Source organism: Bacillus xiamenensis, assembly GCF_000300535.1.
Classification (GTDB): domain Bacteria; phylum Bacillota; class Bacilli; order Bacillales; family Bacillaceae; genus Bacillus; species Bacillus xiamenensis.
On the sequence record NZ_AMSH01000006.1, the window covers coordinates 72,803 to 88,871 of the forward strand.

The following is a 16,069-nucleotide window of genomic DNA, read 5'->3' on the forward strand; positions in this document are numbered from 1 at the left end:
CCTTTAACTTTAAAGTTTAAGAATCAAGACAAGTTTTTGATGAGCTCGTCAGCGAACTCAGAACACTTCACTTCTGTTGCGCCATCCATTAATCTAGCAAAATCGTACGTGACGACTTTTGAAGCAATTGTTTTTTCAACAGATTGAATCACGAGATCAGCTGCTTCCTGCCAGCCAAGGTGCTCTAGTAAAAGCACGCCTGATAGAAGAACAGAAGACGGATTCACTTTATCAAGACCAGCATATTTTGGTGCTGTTCCGTGAGTTGCTTCAAAGATAGCGTGTCCTGTTTCGTAGTTGATGTTCGCACCCGGTGCGATACCAATTCCGCCCACTTGTGCTGCAAGTGCATCAGAGATGTAGTCTCCGTTTAAGTTCATTGTTGCCACAACATCGAACTCAGCTGGACGAGTTAAAATTTGTTGAAGGAAAATATCTGCAATGCTGTCTTTGACAATGATTTTCCCAGCAGCTTCTGCTTCACTTTGCGCTTTGTTTGCCGCGTCTTTTCCATCTTTTTCTACAATACGATCATATTGTGCCCATGTAAAGACTTTGTCGCCAAACTCTTTTTCAGCCACTTCGTAGCCCCAGTTTTTGAAGGCACCTTCTGTAAATTTCATGATATTTCCTTTGTGAACAAGTGTCACAGATTTACGACCTTGGTCGATTGCATATTGAATAGCTGCTCTGACAAGGCGAGATGTTCCTTCTTCAGAAACTGGTTTGATTCCGATACCTGAAGTTTCTGGGAAACGGATTTTATTCACACCTAATTCGTTTTTCAAGAAGTCGATTAACTTCTTCACTTCGTCTGATCCTTTTGCATACTCGATCCCTGCATAAATATCTTCTGTGTTCTCACGGAAGATAACCATATCTGTGTCTTCTGGACGTTTCACAGGAGATGGTACGCCTTTGAACCAGCGAACTGGACGTAAGCATGTGAATAAATCAAGTTCTTGTCTTAGTGCCACGTTCAATGAACGGATTCCACCACCAATTGGTGTTGTCAGTGGTCCTTTGATGGCAATTAAGTATTCACGAATGTCTTCAAGCGTTTGCTCTGGAAGCCACTCTCCAGTTTTATTGTAAGCTTTCTCACCTGCATATACTTCTTTCCAAGTGATTTGCTTTTCACCTTTATATGCTTTTTCAACAGCGGCTTCAAGAACTCTTGATGCTGCTTTCCAAATGTCAGGACCAATTCCGTCCCCTTCGATAAAAGGGATAATTGGATTATTTGGTACATTCAATACGCCGCCAGTAACTGTAATTTTTTCGCCTTGTGACAATGATATTACCTCCCAGATTATGTAGTGAATATTTGAAACTTCTTGGCTTGATGTCTGCAAGCGAAGAAGTTTTTCACATGATTCATTTTTTGTTGATATGGAGGCTGATGGGTTTGTTTGGATCAGCCTCCGCTTATTCTATAAACATTAGTCTCTTTCACTGATCGGAACAAACGTTTGAAGATCAGGCCCAATGTATTCAGCTCTTGGACGGATCAGACGGTTGTTGTCATATTGCTCTAAAATGTGAGCAATCCATCCAGAGAATCGGCTGATCACGAAAATAGGTGTAAACAGGTCATGATCAATCCCAAGACTGTGATAGACAGAAGCAGAATAAAAATCAACATTCGGTGGAAGATTTTTCTCTGATGTCACGATTTCCTCTGCGCGAACAGACATTTCATACCATTTCGGCTCGCCTGTGAGGTTTGTTAAACGCTGGCTCATTTCTTTTAAATGCTTTGCACGCGGGTCACCTTTACGATATACGCGGTGGCCAAAGCCCATAATTTTTTCCTTCTTCTCTAGCTTACCATGAATATATGAATCTACGTTTTCAAGTTCGCCAATTTCTGAAAGCATCTTCATTACGCCTTCATTGGCGCCGCCATGAAGTGGTCCTTTAAGCGCACCGATAGCCGCTGTTACACCAGAGTAGATATCTGATAGTGTAGCAACACATACACGCGCTGTAAATGTCGAGGCGTTTAATTCGTGATCCGCATGTAGAATGAGGGCCTTATCAATTGCCTCAATTTCTACTGGTGATGGCTCTTCACCATTTAGCATATACAAGAAGTTCGCAGCATAGCTGTACTCTTCTTTTGGCTGTACAGGCTCAAGTCCCTTTCGAATGCGTGAAAATGCAGCGACAAGTCCAGAAATTTTCGCCTGTAATCGAATGGCTTTTCTGTAATTCGCTTCTTTGTCCATAATCTCTGATTCGTCATCTAGTAAACCTAGTAAGGATACGGCTGTACGAATCGCAGACATTGGATGAACCCCATCCATCGAGTAAGATTTAAAGTGCTCAATGATTTCTTGCGGAATATGAGCATTTTCATTGAGCTGCTGCTTTAACTCACTCAACTCTTGCTCATTCGGTAGCTTTAAGTGCCATAACAGGTAGACAATTTCTTCGAATGTAGCTTTTTCAGTTAAATCATCGATATTGTACCCTACATAAGTAAGAGTATCATCAATAATTGAGCTTACGGATGAAGTTGTTGCCACAATACCTTCAAGACCTCTTGTTGCTGTCATGTTCAATCTCCCCTTTTTAAAAAGATTCCCCTTTGTTGCAGAATTCTCGCTTTTTGAAAGCGCTATCCAACCTGAATATGCTGGCAGGTTCAAAAAAGAAAATGCTTACATTTACCTATATGGTTAGAGCGCTTTTAACCTCATTTCTCCTATGTGATCAATGAGTTCAAAATTAAGCCTATTCCCATTATAAACAATAATCAGACATTTGTTAAATGTTTAACTATAATTTTTTTTGATAATTTTTTTTCCAGCCTGCCGTTTAGGGCATGGAATAAAGGGATTTTGCTACTTTTAATATATTTAATTATGTTTTTTTGCAAAAGCTCGCGTAAGAAAAAATAAAAAAGAAAGTGACATACGCCACTCTCTTTTCATCCGCTGAAAAATTTCACAGCCTGCATCGCCAAATAGGCAATTCCTGCACCAATCAGCGGACCGACAGCCACACCTTTGAATAAACTGACGGCCAAAATGGTACCGAATACAAGCGCCGCCGTAATATGGGGATCATTTTCGAGTAGCACAATGCCGTTTTTTGCAATCAGTGCTACTAATATACCCGCTCCAAGTGCAATCCAAGCATAGGAAGATTTCATCGCTTCTCCAAGCTGTTTAAATCCAATGTCACCTGTTGCAATCGGTACAAGTACAGCGATTGTAATGATGGTTACACCCCAATTGATGCCTTTAGATTGCAGAACCGGGAAAATTTTTTGATCCAGGCCCATGAGCTTAATCACAATCAGCACAGAAACCGCTAAAATTAACGAATTGTTCTTCGCAATGAGTGCAATAACGAGTAAAAGAGCCAAAAATAAATTGGCTTGTGTCAACATATGCCGCCACTTCCTTTCTTTTTATTGCGACCTTTTCATATTACTAATCTTTTTGAATAAAATGAAGTATCGGACATGCTTGTTTTTTGGAGGGGATTGTGTGAATCACACCTATGTGGCCATTTTTCTGCGCAGTTTGATGATCATCAGCATTGCCGTTTTTGCTGTTGTCTTTTTATATCAGTCTTTTCCGTTTTTATATCCATTTTGGATTGCACTTGCCCTGTCATGTTTGATTCATCCAGCCGTATGTAAAATAGAAGAAATGACCGGGATGCCAAGAGGTTTTGTCGTCATCATTGTGCTATTGCTCTTTTTAGTGGCGGCAGCAGGTTTCATGACGCTTTTAGTGGCGGAAATCATTTCAGGAAGTGCTTATTTAGCAAAGGTTCTACCTGGCCATCTTGATCAAATGGTCAGTATTGTGGAACGGTTTTTCACTGATAAAATTCTACCTTTATATCATGATTTGACTGCTCAATTTAATACACTTCAAGCTGGTCAAAAGGAGTCTATTTTGGGACAAATTCAAGCGCTTGGCGACGAAGCAGCGGCGAAAGTCGGAGCTCTTCTTTCAAAAACACTTGAATTCATTCCGGCTTTTTTAGGTCTTTTGCCTGATGCAGCAGCGACTCTTTTATTTTCCGCACTGGCGACTTTTTTTATCACAAAAGATTGGTTTACATTAAAAAAATATGGTGCCCGTATCTTTCCCGCAAAGTGGATGCTGCATACACGCGCAATCTTATCTGAAATCAAAAAAGCCATTACTGGCTTTATGAAAGCCCAGCTTCTGCTCGTTGCCATGACCATCGGTATTGTGCTGATTGGGCTGATCATCTTAAAGGTCGAGCATGCGATTGTGATCGCTCTTTGTATTGGACTTGTCGATTTACTTCCTTACATCGGCAGCGGTACTGTTTTTCTTCCGTGGATCATTTACTCCGCCATGACAGGAAATCTTTCACTTGCCATCGGGCTAGGCATTTTGTATATCGTGGTGCTCATTCAAAGACAAATATCAGAGCCGAAAGTCTTAAGTAAATCGATTGGGCTTAATCCTTTAGCAACACTTGTGGCGCTATTTGTTGGATTAAAATGGTTTGGTTTTCTAGGACTTGCTCTAGGTCCCGCTTCTCTTGTCGTGTGGCAGGCGTTTCGTAATGCTGGTGTTTTCAGCGAAATTTATCAGTACATTCGGTATGGTATGCAAAAGTAAAAGAGACCTCAGCTGCAGGTCTCTTTAACGAATGATCGTATAACGATTGCGATTGGACATGTTTCTAAGCCAGCGCTCAAAGAGCGGCTTGATCCGTTTTCTCGTCACCGGAATGAGCAGAAAAGCCCCAATCAAATCTGATAGAAATCCAGGAATGAGCAGCAGTAATCCGCCGATAAGAATACAGAAACCATCAACAATGGTTGCCCCTGGCATCTTGCCATATTGTAAATCTCGTTGCACTTTTTGGAATGCTTCCATTCCTTGTTTTCTTGCAAAGTAAGCACCTAGTGCACTTGTCAGCACAATGACTAGCATCGTTGGTAAAATGCCAATGATTTTACTTGAGATTAAAAATAAACTAATTTCCACTGCGGGAAACAGAATGAATAATAGTAGAAAATATTTTTTCAACCATATCACCTCATGGGGTCTCTTTCATCGAAAGCTGTTGCTTTTTTTAGTGTAACATAAAAAAAGAGAGGAGTCAGACAACTCCCCTCGAGTGTGATTTAAAGGACGCTTGCACGGCCTTTGTAGATCGCTCCGCGTGATGGATCTACTGTAATTTCTTCGCCCTCTTTTAGAAGTGTTGTTGCGCTGTCAAGACCAACAATCACCGGAATGCCAAGACTGAGCCCAACGACTGCTGCATGACTTGTTAAACCGCCTTCTTCAGTGATAAGGGCAGAAGCTTTTTCTAAAGCACCCATCATATCACGATCTGTGCAGTTTGCTACAAGAATCGCACCATCGTACATTTTTTCGTCTGCTTCTTTTCCGCTTTGTGCAATGACAACCGGTCCAAATGCAGATTTGCGGCCAATTCCTTGACCCTTCGCAATGATATCGCCAACAACATACACTTTCATTAAGTTCGTTGTACCTGCTTCGCCAACTGGCACACCAGCTGTAATGACAATCAGGTCGCCATGTCTTACATAGCCAGATTCAATTGACTTTTCTACTGCATTCTCAAGCATTTCATCTGTAGAAGACGTATTTGATCCGCTCTTCGCAAATACACCGAAGACAAGAGATAGCTTTCTAGCCACTGATTCGTTTGCTGTTACTGCAACGATTGGTGCTTTTGGTCTATATTTTGAAATCATTCTCGCTGTATGACCACTCTCAGTCGGTGTCACAATCGCTGCCACATCAAGCTTCATCGCTGTATGTGCTACAGATTGACCGATGGCATCTGTAATACTGACTTCTACTTCTTCGCTTCTGCGAGAAAGAATGGCTTTATAGTTAAGTGCTTCTTCTGAACGTGATGCAATGTTATGCATCGTTTGAACAGCTTCCACTGGATATGTCCCAGCTGCTGTTTCACCAGAAAGCATAATGGCATCTGTGCCGTCAAAAATGGCATTTGCCACGTCACTTGCTTCCGCTCGAGTTGGGCGCGGGTTACGCTGCATGCTGTCCAGCATTTGAGTAGCTGTGATGACAGGCTTGCCTAAACGATTGCATTTTTTGATCAGCATTTTTTGAACAAGCGGTACTTCTTCTGCCGGGATCTCTACACCAAGATCTCCACGTGCCACCATCAAGCCGTCTGATACCTCAAGGATTTCATCAATGTTATCAACGCCCTCTTGGTTTTCAATCTTCGGAATGATTTGAATGTCAGCTGCGTTATTCTTTTCAAGCAGCTCACGAATTTCAAGAACATCAGAAGCTCGTCTAACAAAAGAAGCTGCGATGAAATCGACGCCTTGTTCAATTCCAAACAGAATATCATTGGCATCTTTTTCTGTAATACCTGGCAGGTTCACACTGACTCCTGGTACGTTCACACCTTTTTTGTTTTTGAGGGTGCCTGTATTCATGACCTTTGTGACGATTTCTTTGCGGTCCATGTTCAGTTCTTTTACCTCTAAACCAATAAGACCATCATCTAATAAAATCGTTGAACCCACTTCTACATCATGAATTAAATCTTCGTATGTCACACTGATTTTTTCCTTATTCCCAACAATGTCTTCCATACTAACGATAAGATCATCACCAGCGACTAGCTCAATTGAGCCGTTTTCAACTGTACGTGTACGGATCTCTGGACCTTTTGTGTCAAGAAGGATCGCAATGTCCTTGCCTAATGCTTTACCTGCTTTACGAATGTTTTCAATGCGTGCACCATGCTCTTCAAAATCTCCATGTGAGAAGTTTAGTCTGGCTACATTCATTCCTGCTTCAATCAATTCAGTCAGCTTTTCAATGCTTTCACTTGCTGGACCAATTGTACAAACGATTTTTGTCTTTCTCATTACTGTTCCTCCTAAGGTCTTCTCGTTTTATATAGAGAGCTCTTGTGAAAGTCGGTACATATTTTGATCGACTGTATGTTTTTTATCTAAGATTTCTAAAATATCGTGGTGAACGAGTTCATTGCTTTGAATGCCTACACAGCGTCCGCCTTTTCCTTCAAGAAGAAGTTCTACTGCATACGCTCCTAAACGGCTTGCCAGCACTCGGTCAAACGCACTTGGAGAACCTCCGCGCTGAATATGCCCTAAGACAGATACACGCGTTTCAAGGCTTGTCTCCTCTTCAATTCGCTTACCAAATTCAACACCGCTGCCTACGCCTTCTGCTACGATGATGATACTGTGCTTCTTGCCGCGCTCATGTCCTCTTCTCAACCTGGCAATAATTTCGTCCATGTCATAGTCTGCCTCAGGAATCAAAATGGATTCGGCTCCGCCCGCAAGACCTGACCAAAGGGCAATATCTCCAGCATGTCTTCCCATTACTTCAACTACGTATGTACGTTCATGAGATGTGGCTGTATCACGAATTTTATCAATGGCATCAATCACTGTATTAAGTGCCGTATCAAAGCCAATAGTGAAATCAGTACCTGGAATATCGTTATCAATCGTGCCCGGGACACCTACACATGGAAAACCGAGCTCTGTTAATTTCTTCGCTCCCATGAATGAGCCATCTCCACCGATGACAACAAGTCCTTCGATACCGAATTTTTTTAAGTTTTCAATCCCTTTTTCACGGCCTTCAACTGTCTTGAATTCAGGACATCTTGCCGTGTAAAGTTTTGTTCCTCCACGATGAATGATATCGCCTACCGAACCTATTTCGAGTTTCTCAATTTTACCGTTAATTAGACCTGAATATCCATTATAAATACCATAAACTTCAACATTATGATAAATTGCTTTTCTTACAACTGCGCGCACAGCTGCATTCATTCCTGGGGAATCCCCACCGCTCGTTAAAACTCCTATACGCTTCATCTTTTTCACCTCAGAGACCATATATGAATTAAACATACCATTTCCATTGCTTGAAAACAATCATGAGCCAAACCAGATGTTTTCAATATGAATTTCTAAAACCGTCCTTATTATACAATTAAATAAACTGTTTTTAAACAAAAGTTAAGAAAGATATGAAAGCAAATCTTTGAGCAACTAGTCAGTTCAAGTGCTCTAAACCTTATTATATCAAGGTTTTTAGACGTTTCAAATTTTATGAAAACAAAAGAAAATTATTTTCAAATAGCGCTTACATAAGGGGGTGTTTCATGAAAAAGACGAAAAAAATAAACGCCAGCCAAAAGGCTGTACGTTTATTTAGTTTACCCCAATATATTGATTTTCAATCGAGACTTTCCCGATTGCTTTGTATTTTTGATATCTTTGTTCGACTAATTCTTCAGGCGAAAGTTTGAGCAAAGATGAAAGTGATTGTTTCAATGTTTTTTCCATGTAGGCTGCTTGTTGTTTCACGTCTCGATGTGCTCCACCTTGCACTTCTTTAATAACATCATCTATAATATCTAATTCTTTTAGGTCTGGAGCGGTAATTTTCATTGTTTCTGCAGCTTTTTTAGCAAGTGACGAGTCCTTCCAGAGCAGTGCTGCTGCACCTTCAGGTGAAATCACTGAATACGTTGAGTTCTCTAGCATGAATAGGTGGTTTCCTACGCCTAAGCCCAGTGCCCCGCCACTTCCGCCTTCTCCAATGACAATACAGACAACCGGTACACGAAGTCCTGCCATTTCGAATAAGTTTTTCGCAATTGCTTCACTTTGTCCGCGTTCTTCAGCTGCTTTACCAGGATAAGCTCCTTTTGTATCAATAAAGCAAATGATAGGGCGATTAAATTTATCTGCCTGTTTCATCAAGCGCAATGCTTTACGGTAACCTTCTGGATGAGGCATCCCGAAATTACGGCGCAAGTTTTCTTTTGTGTCTTTTCCGCGCTGATGGCCAATAACTGTGACAGGAAGCCCTTTAAACGTAGCAATTCCTCCAACGATGGCTTCATCATCGCCATAGAAACGGTCACCATGACATTCGAAAAAGTTGTCAAACAGCTCTTGAATGTAATCGAGAGTTGTTGGGCGCATCGCATGACGAGCAATTTGTACTCTGTCCCACGGCTTTAAATTTGTATAAATGTCCGCTTCAAGCTTACTCAGACGTGTTTCAAGGCGCTCAATTTCCGCACTTAAATCCATCTCTGAATTTTGTGTGAGCTTTTTCAATTCATCAATTTTTGCTCGAAGTTCAATGACAGGTTTTTCAAATTCTAGTTCTCCAGCCACTCTCGTTCACCTCCTGTGCTGTGTAATGCTAAGATTCGGCCTAATGTTTCTTTCATGTCGGCACGGTGGATCACAGCATCGAGCTGACCATGCTTCAATAAAAATTCAGCCGTTTGGAAGTCCTCTGGCAGGTCTTCACGAATGGTTTGTTCAATGATTCTGCGGCCAGCAAAACCAATCAATGCTCCCGGCTCTGCAAAGTTGTAATCACCGAGAGACGCAAAACTAGCTGATACACCGCCAGTTGTAGGGTTCGTCATCACTGAGATAATCAAACCTTGATCCTCGCTGAACAGCTTTAATGCTGAGCTTGTTTTGGCCATCTGCATCAGACTAAGAATACCCTCTTGCATTCTTGCTCCTCCAGATGCAGTAAAGATAATAAATGGCACCTTGTCCGCTTTTGCTTTCTCGATCGCCAGTGTGATCTTTTCACCCACAACCGAGCCCATGCTGCCCATACGGAATGTGGCATCCATGACAGCGATCACAACACTTTGGCCTTCAATTTCACCTTTACCTGTCACAATGGCTTCATTCAAAGAAGTTTTTTCTCTGTCTTTCTCAAGCTTTTCTTCGTAGCCTGGGAAACCGAGCGGGTTCTCAGAAATGAGGTGTCCGTTAAATTCTTCAAATGTGCCTTCGTCTACAAGGCTTTCAATACGCTGTTTTGCATTCATTTGCAAATGTCTGCCGCAATTCATACAAACACGTAAATTTTTATCTAGTTCTTTGGTGAGCATTATTTTTTTACATTGCGGACATTTGGTCATGATGCCTTCAGGCACATCTTGACTTGCCTGTTCAGAGGGTACAGATGCATACTTTTTCTTTTTACTGAAAATGTTCTTGATTGACAAATGACTACCTCCCTTTTTGAAGGGTTTTTTCTTTACACGCACATCCACTATTATAGGACATGTCATAACTGTACCGAAACTATTGTACTTTTTTTGTCAAACGCTGTCATCCTTCATTCAATTTTTTCAGGGGGGAATTGATGAGAAATGAGTATAGGTTTGGGGCGCTGAGCAGTTGATATATTTGAATTGTGAACGTCTACAAAAAAATCTCATTCCGGATGAAAAAAATTTCACATAAGAGAGGAAATGGTGCACGTTTTTCATCCAAATTCAGAAAGAACGTGCACACTTTTCCAGTTCGATTACTCGCCGATAATCGTTAATTTTCTTGTTTTTTCTGCAACAGCTTCTGGGTCTACTTTGATTCTTGCAACACCCGTTTCCATTGCTGCTTTTGCTACTGCTTTTGCTACCGCTGGTGCTACGCGTGCATCAAATGGTGCAGGAATGACATATTCTGCTGTCAATTCTTCATCTGATACAAGAGAAGCAATCGCTTCAACAGCTGCAATTTTCATTTCTTCGTTAATATGTGTTGCCCGTACATCGAGCGCTCCGCGGAAAATACCTGGGAATGCAAGTACGTTGTTCACTTGGTTTGGGAAGTCAGAACGACCAGTTCCTACAACACTTGCACCTGCTGCATGTGCATCTTCTGGCATGATCTCTGGATTTGGATTAGCCATTGCGAAGATCACAGGATCTTTTGCCATTTTTCCTACCATTTCTTTTGTTAAAGCACCTGCTACTGAAACGCCGATGAAGACATCTGCGCCTTCAATGACTTCTTCTAAAGAACCTTCTTTACGGTCTTGGTTCGTGAATTTAGCTACTTCGTTTTTCACTGCATTCATACCATTTGGGCGGCCTTCATAAATAGCGCCTTTTGTATCACACATGATGATATCACGTACACCGAAATGATAAAGAAGTTTGATAATCGCAATACCTGCTGCTCCAGCGCCGTTTGCAACCACTTTAATTGAAGACATTGATTTTCCAGACAGTTTAAGGGCATTCACAAGTCCTGCCACTGTCACAATCGCTGTTCCGTGCTGATCATCGTGGAAAACAGGAATGTTTGTCTCTTTTTTCAAACGCTCTTCAATGATGAAGCAGTTAGGAGCTGCAATATCTTCAAGGTTCACACCGCCAAACGTTGGCTCAAGAAGCTTCACTGTTTCAACGATTTTGTCTACATCGTTTGTGGAAAGCGCGATTGGGAATGCATCAACGCCTGCAAAGCTTTTGAATAATACAGCTTTCCCTTCCATCACTGGAAGAGATGCTTCTGCACCAATGTTTCCAAGCCCTAAAACAGCGCTTCCGTCTGTCACAACAGCGACCATATTGCCTTTCATTGTATAATCATACACTTTGCTTGTGTCGTCATAAATATCTTTACATGGTTCAGCAACACCCGGTGAGTAAGCCAAGCTTAAGTCTTTCGCGTTTTTCACTTGTACTTTTGATTTTGATTCGAGTTTGCCTTGATTCTCTTTGTGCATATGTAATGCTTCTTCTCTTAATGACATGTAATGAACACTCCTTCAACTGGAAATTGATTTAATGAATTGCTAAGTTGATAAGCACATACTGGCAGTTTTAAATACACAGAATCTTTAAAATGATAACACAATAGGCGAAATTGTAAAACGTATTCAGACGATTTGTCATCATTTAATTACAACATTTTGTTCACCGAGCAGCTCTTTTAACTGGAAGATCACGGCATGATCTGCATGAACTTTGTATGCATCTGGAAGTCTCATCGTCTTTTTTTGCTTTTCATAATACAAATAGACATCTGCTTCTCCGCTGTGCATGGAGATCACTCGTTTTACTTGCTCAAGCAGCTCCTGCGTATGGTTCTCCTCTTTGACTCGAATGTAGACAGACTCTTTTCTTTTTGTGCCCATCTCTTCAAGCAGAACAGCCTCCTGCACGATGATTTGACTGCTGTCGTTTCTGGCCTCTACTCTGCCTTCGACATACAGCATTGCGCCCTCCTCAAGTAAGGGGGACAGCTTTCTAAATTGCTCTGGAAAGACGACGCCTTCCATTTCTCCTGTTTCATCCCCAAATGTGACAAATGCCATCGATTGTCCATTTTTTGTCCGAATCGATTTCACCTTTGTCAAAAGACCACCCATTGAGATTTTTCGCTTCATATAAGAAGAAAGTCTGATGATTTCCACTGCACCATTCTCTCTCAAACGATCTCGATACGCTTGTACTGGGTGATTTGATAAATATAACCCGAGTGCCTCTTTTTCAAATTGCAAGAGGTCGACAAGCGGCAACTCGTCTATCTCAGCATATTTTGGCTTAATGGAGAAGGTGGTATCCCCAAGAAAGTCCAGCTGATCCTCAGGTGTTAAAAATGACACGTGGTCTAACGCAATATCTATCGATGCTAATAACGAAGCACGATTTGGATGAAGCTCATCCATTGCCCCTGAAAAAATGAGCGCTTCGATCGTTTTTCGGTTAACACTCTTTGGTGATACCCTTGCGCAAAAATCAAATAAATCTGCAAACGGCTTTTCCTGTCTTGCTCTGTATATATCCTTTACAGCTGACACTCCGACATTTTTGATCGCTCTTAAGCTGTAGCGGATCTCCCCTTTTTCAACCGTGAATGGAAATTCGCTCTTATTAATAGAAGGCTTCAACACAGAGATCCCTTTTTCCTTTGCCTCATAGAAATATTGAGCCACTTTGTCTTCATTTCCAATCACACTCGTTAAAAGTCCGCACATAAAATATAACGGATAATGCGCTTTTAAATAAGCAAGCTGAAAGCCGATCATGCTATATGCGACAGCATGGCTTCTATTAAAACCATAGTTTGCAAATTTGACGATTAGGTCATAAACGTCATTTGCAATGTTAACAGGATACTCCTTTTTTAGGCATCCTTCAACAAAACGGCTTCGCTGTTCATCAAGCACCTTTTTATCCTTCTTTGAAACGGCTCTTCTTAAAAGATCGGCTTCTCCCAGCTGAAAGCCTGCCATCTTGGCTGCAATCAGCATGATTTGCTCCTGATAGACAATGACTCCGTATGTGTCCTTTAAAATGTCATACAAATCTGGATGAGGGTAAGAGACTTCGACTCTGCCATGCTTTCGGTCGATAAAAAGCGGGATATTCTCCATCGGACCTGGGCGGTATAGGGCATTGACTGCCACGATGTCTTCTAGACTGGATGGTTTCAGCCGTCTTAGCACCTGACGCATTCCTTGTGATTCAAGCTGGAAAATCCCTGTCGTATCTCCCGCCGATAACAATTCAAACGTTTTTTGGTCCTGATACGATATATCACTAAAATGAATGTGGACGTTTTCCTGTCTTTCAATCTGGTTTTTAATGGATTCAATTAAGGTTAAGTTCCTTAATCCTAAGAAATCCATTTTTAAAAGTCCGAGATCTTCTAAGTAATTCATTGCATATTGCGTCAAATACACCCCATCATGGCCTTCTTGAATAGGCACGACTTGTGTGAGCGGCTCCTCGCTTAGTACAACGCCGGCTGCATGTGTCGACGTATGTCTAGGCAAACCTTCTACCTTTAACGCGGTTTGGAAGACCTTTCGAAGCTCTTCGGATTGCTGGAGCAGCGTTTTTAATTCAGGAGAGGTGGCCACCGCTTCTTTCAGCGTCGTCCCTGGCTTGGATGGGATAAGCTTTGCAAGGCGGTCTGCTGCCTTTGAATCAATTCCCATCACACGTCCGACATCCCTTAAGGCTGCTTTTGCGGCAAGCGTCCCAAACGTGATAATCTGCGCTACATGCATGTCCCCGTATTTGTTTTTGACATAAGCAATGATTTCATCTCTTCTCGTGTCAGGGAAATCGATATCAATATCCGGCATGCTGATTCGTTCCGGATTCAAAAACCGTTCAAATAAAAGTCCGTGACGGATCGGATCAACATCGGTAATCGACAGAACATAAGCAACAAGAGAGCCTGCTGCTGATCCCCGTCCTGGACCTGTCACAATGCCTTGGTCATGAGCATACTTCATAAAATCCCACACAATGAGAAAATAATCACTGAAATTCATTTTTTGGATAATGCTCAGCTCATACTCAAGCCTTTTGATATACGTTTCATTTGAAGCAATTTTTCTTCGCTCCATGCCTTCTGCACACACTTTGCGTAAAAACTGATCGGCTGTTGATTGATCAGGAGTCGGATAGGTTGGCAGTTTTGTCTGTCCAAGATTTAAATCGACTTCACAGCGGTCTGCGATCTCGACCGTTCTTGTCAGCAGTTCTGGATCATCCGCATACCATTCCATCATTTCTTCTATTGATCTGAAATGCTTTTCCCCTCGGTCTTCCTCTATTTCTGATAGCTGCTGTCCGGCTTTAATGGCCTTCAAACATGTGTATGCGGTTTTGTCCTCTCGATTGATGTAGTGGACGTCACCCGTCGCTACAAGAGGAATATTCACCCTTGTTGAGACCTCCCGCAGCTGATTAGACAGCTCTTCGTCTTGCTGAAATGGCTGAACCGCTAAATACACATGCTCCTCACCAAAAATACTTTTTAAATGGCTGGCCGCATCCTGCGCCTCTTCTAGCTGATCATTTTGCAGCAGCGTTTCAATATAGCCGTTCGCACCTGGTGTGATAGCAATAAGTCCATGATGATAGGCTTTCAGCCAGTTCTCTTTTAAGCCGGCTTTTGACTTTGATTTCAGCACACTGCTAATTTTGATCAAATTTTGATAGCCTTCATTGTTTTTTGCAAGGAGCACCAAAGGATAAGCCTCTGTCTCTTGTTCATCTATGAAGACAGAAGCTGTTAAACCGATTACCGGCTTGATGCCATGTTTTTTACATTCCTTATAAAATTCAACCGTTCCATACATCACATGGTCATCGGTAAGAGCGAGCGCTTTATAGCCAAGTTCTTTCGCTTTCAGTACGAGCTCCTTGACCTTAGCAGCACTGCTCAACAAGCTGTATCCACTGTGGACCTGAAGATGAACATAAGACATGCTTAATCCACTCCTTTCGTCTAAATTCATTCTTTCATTATAAAACGCGATGCGGTGAGAAACAAATGTTCTTTCTTTTTCGCCCGTTCATACTTGTCCAGCAAACGCCATATATTGAATAGAGTGAGGTGGAAAAAATGGATGTGAAGGAAGCCTTTATTCCGAATTTTATTAGTTGTTACTTTATCGCACTGGGGGTCATTTTGGGCGGTGCCATTATAGGCGGTGTAGGTGCATATTTATCTGGTCAGCCGCCACTATCAATCATTTCAAGTCTGGCCAATCGCTTAAAAATTTGGGCGCTTGTCGCCGCAATCGGCGGAACATTTGATGCCGTCTATAGCTTTGAAAGAGGTATTTTTGAAGGGAACACGCGTGATATTTTCAAGCAGATTTTATTGATTGTCTCTGCTATGGGCGGGGCACAAACGGGCTATCTCATTATTACATGGCTCACCCAGGAGCATGTGTCATCATGAGGGTGCCGGAGCTGTATAAACGTCCAGGCTGGCAGCGTTTTTTTGCTGGAATGATGTTCGGCGCGATTATCAGCTGGCTGATTTTCCTTTTTACGTATGGAATCTTTCAGGAAAAGCAGGTGACGCTCCTCAGAAGCCAGCAGCACCATATGGACAGTCTGAAAGAACAAATCACACTCTATCGGGAAGATCTGCATAAATTAAATGAAGACAATAAGCAGCGGCTGCTGATCCAAAGCATAGACGTTCATCTCGTCAATCGTGAGCAGTATAAAATCCCTGAGCCAGATACGCTAAAGTTTGAAGAACAGGTCAAAGAGGATATCTCAGAGGTCATTACAAAGGATATTGAAAGTGTCTATAAAACAAAAGAGCTGTTAAAGCGGACAGTGGAAAATAAAGAATATACGATTAGGGAAAAGGCATACCGCGCCAAAGTCACAGAGCTAACGATTTATACGAAGCTTTCACTTGAAGTACGGATTTCATTTGCTGAATAAATGATGATGTGGAATTTTT

13 protein-coding genes are annotated in these 16,069 nt (G+C 41.8%); 3 read left to right on the top strand and 10 right to left on the bottom strand.

The window, feature by feature from the left end:
* Positions 1 to 23: 23 nt before the first annotated feature.
* From icd to BA1_RS04165, 3 genes are all read right to left on the bottom strand, one after another.
* Complete coding sequence (icd, locus tag BA1_RS04155; RefSeq protein ID WP_008356049.1) at positions 24 to 1,295, bottom strand: NADP-dependent isocitrate dehydrogenase; 1,272 nt, start codon at positions 1,293 to 1,295, stop codon at positions 24 to 26.
* Positions 1,296 to 1,442: 147 nt separating this feature from the next.
* Complete coding sequence (gene citZ / locus BA1_RS04160) at positions 1,443 to 2,561, bottom strand: citrate synthase (RefSeq protein ID WP_008356051.1); 1,119 nt, start codon at positions 2,559 to 2,561, stop codon at positions 1,443 to 1,445.
* A 374-nt stretch (positions 2,562 to 2,935) separates the two neighbouring features.
* Positions 2,936 to 3,400 carry a DUF441 domain-containing protein gene (locus tag BA1_RS04165; protein ID WP_008356053.1) on the bottom strand — a complete coding sequence of 155 codons (465 nt, stop codon included), beginning with the start codon at positions 3,398 to 3,400 and terminating at the stop codon, positions 2,936 to 2,938.
* A gap of 100 nt (positions 3,401 to 3,500) precedes the next feature.
* Here BA1_RS04165 and ytvI point away from each other — a divergent pair, with 100 nt between their 5' ends.
* A complete protein-coding gene (gene ytvI, locus BA1_RS04170; RefSeq protein WP_008356055.1) occupies positions 3,501 to 4,619 on the top strand; it encodes a sporulation integral membrane protein YtvI in 1,119 nt (372 codons plus the stop codon).
* Positions 4,620 to 4,643: 24 nt separating this feature from the next.
* Here ytvI and BA1_RS04175 read toward each other — a convergent pair whose 3' ends face one another.
* The 7 genes from BA1_RS04175 to dnaE all read right to left on the bottom strand — a co-directional run bounded on the left by BA1_RS04175 (position 4,644) and on the right by dnaE (position 15,071).
* A complete protein-coding gene (locus BA1_RS04175; RefSeq protein ID WP_008356057.1) occupies positions 4,644 to 5,033 on the bottom strand; it encodes an FxsA family protein in 390 nt (129 codons plus the stop codon).
* Positions 5,034 to 5,131: 98 nt separating this feature from the next.
* The gene (gene pyk / locus BA1_RS04180; protein WP_008356060.1) at positions 5,132 to 6,892 is read right to left on the bottom strand and encodes a pyruvate kinase; all 1,761 of its coding nucleotides are present in this window, start codon (positions 6,890 to 6,892) and stop codon (positions 5,132 to 5,134) included.
* Between the two features lie 27 nt (positions 6,893 to 6,919).
* A complete protein-coding gene (gene pfkA, locus BA1_RS04185; protein WP_008356062.1) occupies positions 6,920 to 7,879 on the bottom strand; it encodes a 6-phosphofructokinase in 960 nt (319 codons plus the stop codon).
* 339 nt (positions 7,880 to 8,218) lie between these two features.
* Positions 8,219 to 9,196, bottom strand: a complete 978-nt coding sequence (accA, locus tag BA1_RS04190; protein WP_008356064.1) for an acetyl-CoA carboxylase carboxyl transferase subunit alpha — start codon at positions 9,194 to 9,196, stop codon at positions 8,219 to 8,221.
* On the bottom strand, positions 9,181 to 10,056 hold the full coding sequence (gene accD / locus BA1_RS04195; RefSeq protein WP_008356066.1) for an acetyl-CoA carboxylase, carboxyltransferase subunit beta: 876 nt from the start codon (positions 10,054 to 10,056) through the stop codon (positions 9,181 to 9,183). Before accD ends, accA begins: the two co-directional genes overlap by 16 nt.
* Before the next feature lie 305 nt (positions 10,057 to 10,361).
* Positions 10,362 to 11,594 carry an NADP-dependent malic enzyme gene (gene ystJ, locus BA1_RS04200; protein ID WP_008356068.1) on the bottom strand — a complete coding sequence of 411 codons (1,233 nt, stop codon included), beginning with the start codon at positions 11,592 to 11,594 and terminating at the stop codon, positions 10,362 to 10,364.
* A 141-nt stretch (positions 11,595 to 11,735) separates the two neighbouring features.
* Complete coding sequence (dnaE, locus tag BA1_RS04205; protein WP_008356070.1) at positions 11,736 to 15,071, bottom strand: DNA polymerase III subunit alpha; 3,336 nt, start codon at positions 15,069 to 15,071, stop codon at positions 11,736 to 11,738.
* A gap of 137 nt (positions 15,072 to 15,208) precedes the next feature.
* Here dnaE and ytrH point away from each other — a divergent pair, with 137 nt between their 5' ends.
* The gene (ytrH, locus tag BA1_RS04210; RefSeq protein WP_008356072.1) at positions 15,209 to 15,550 is read left to right on the top strand and encodes a sporulation membrane protein YtrH; all 342 of its coding nucleotides are present in this window, start codon (positions 15,209 to 15,211) and stop codon (positions 15,548 to 15,550) included.
* Positions 15,547 to 16,050: a sporulation membrane protein YtrI gene (gene ytrI, locus BA1_RS04215; protein ID WP_008356075.1), complete on the top strand. Its 504-nt coding sequence runs from the start codon at positions 15,547 to 15,549 to the stop codon at positions 16,048 to 16,050. The genes ytrH and ytrI overlap by 4 nt, the downstream gene beginning before the upstream one ends.
* Positions 16,051 to 16,069 lie beyond the last annotated feature (19 nt).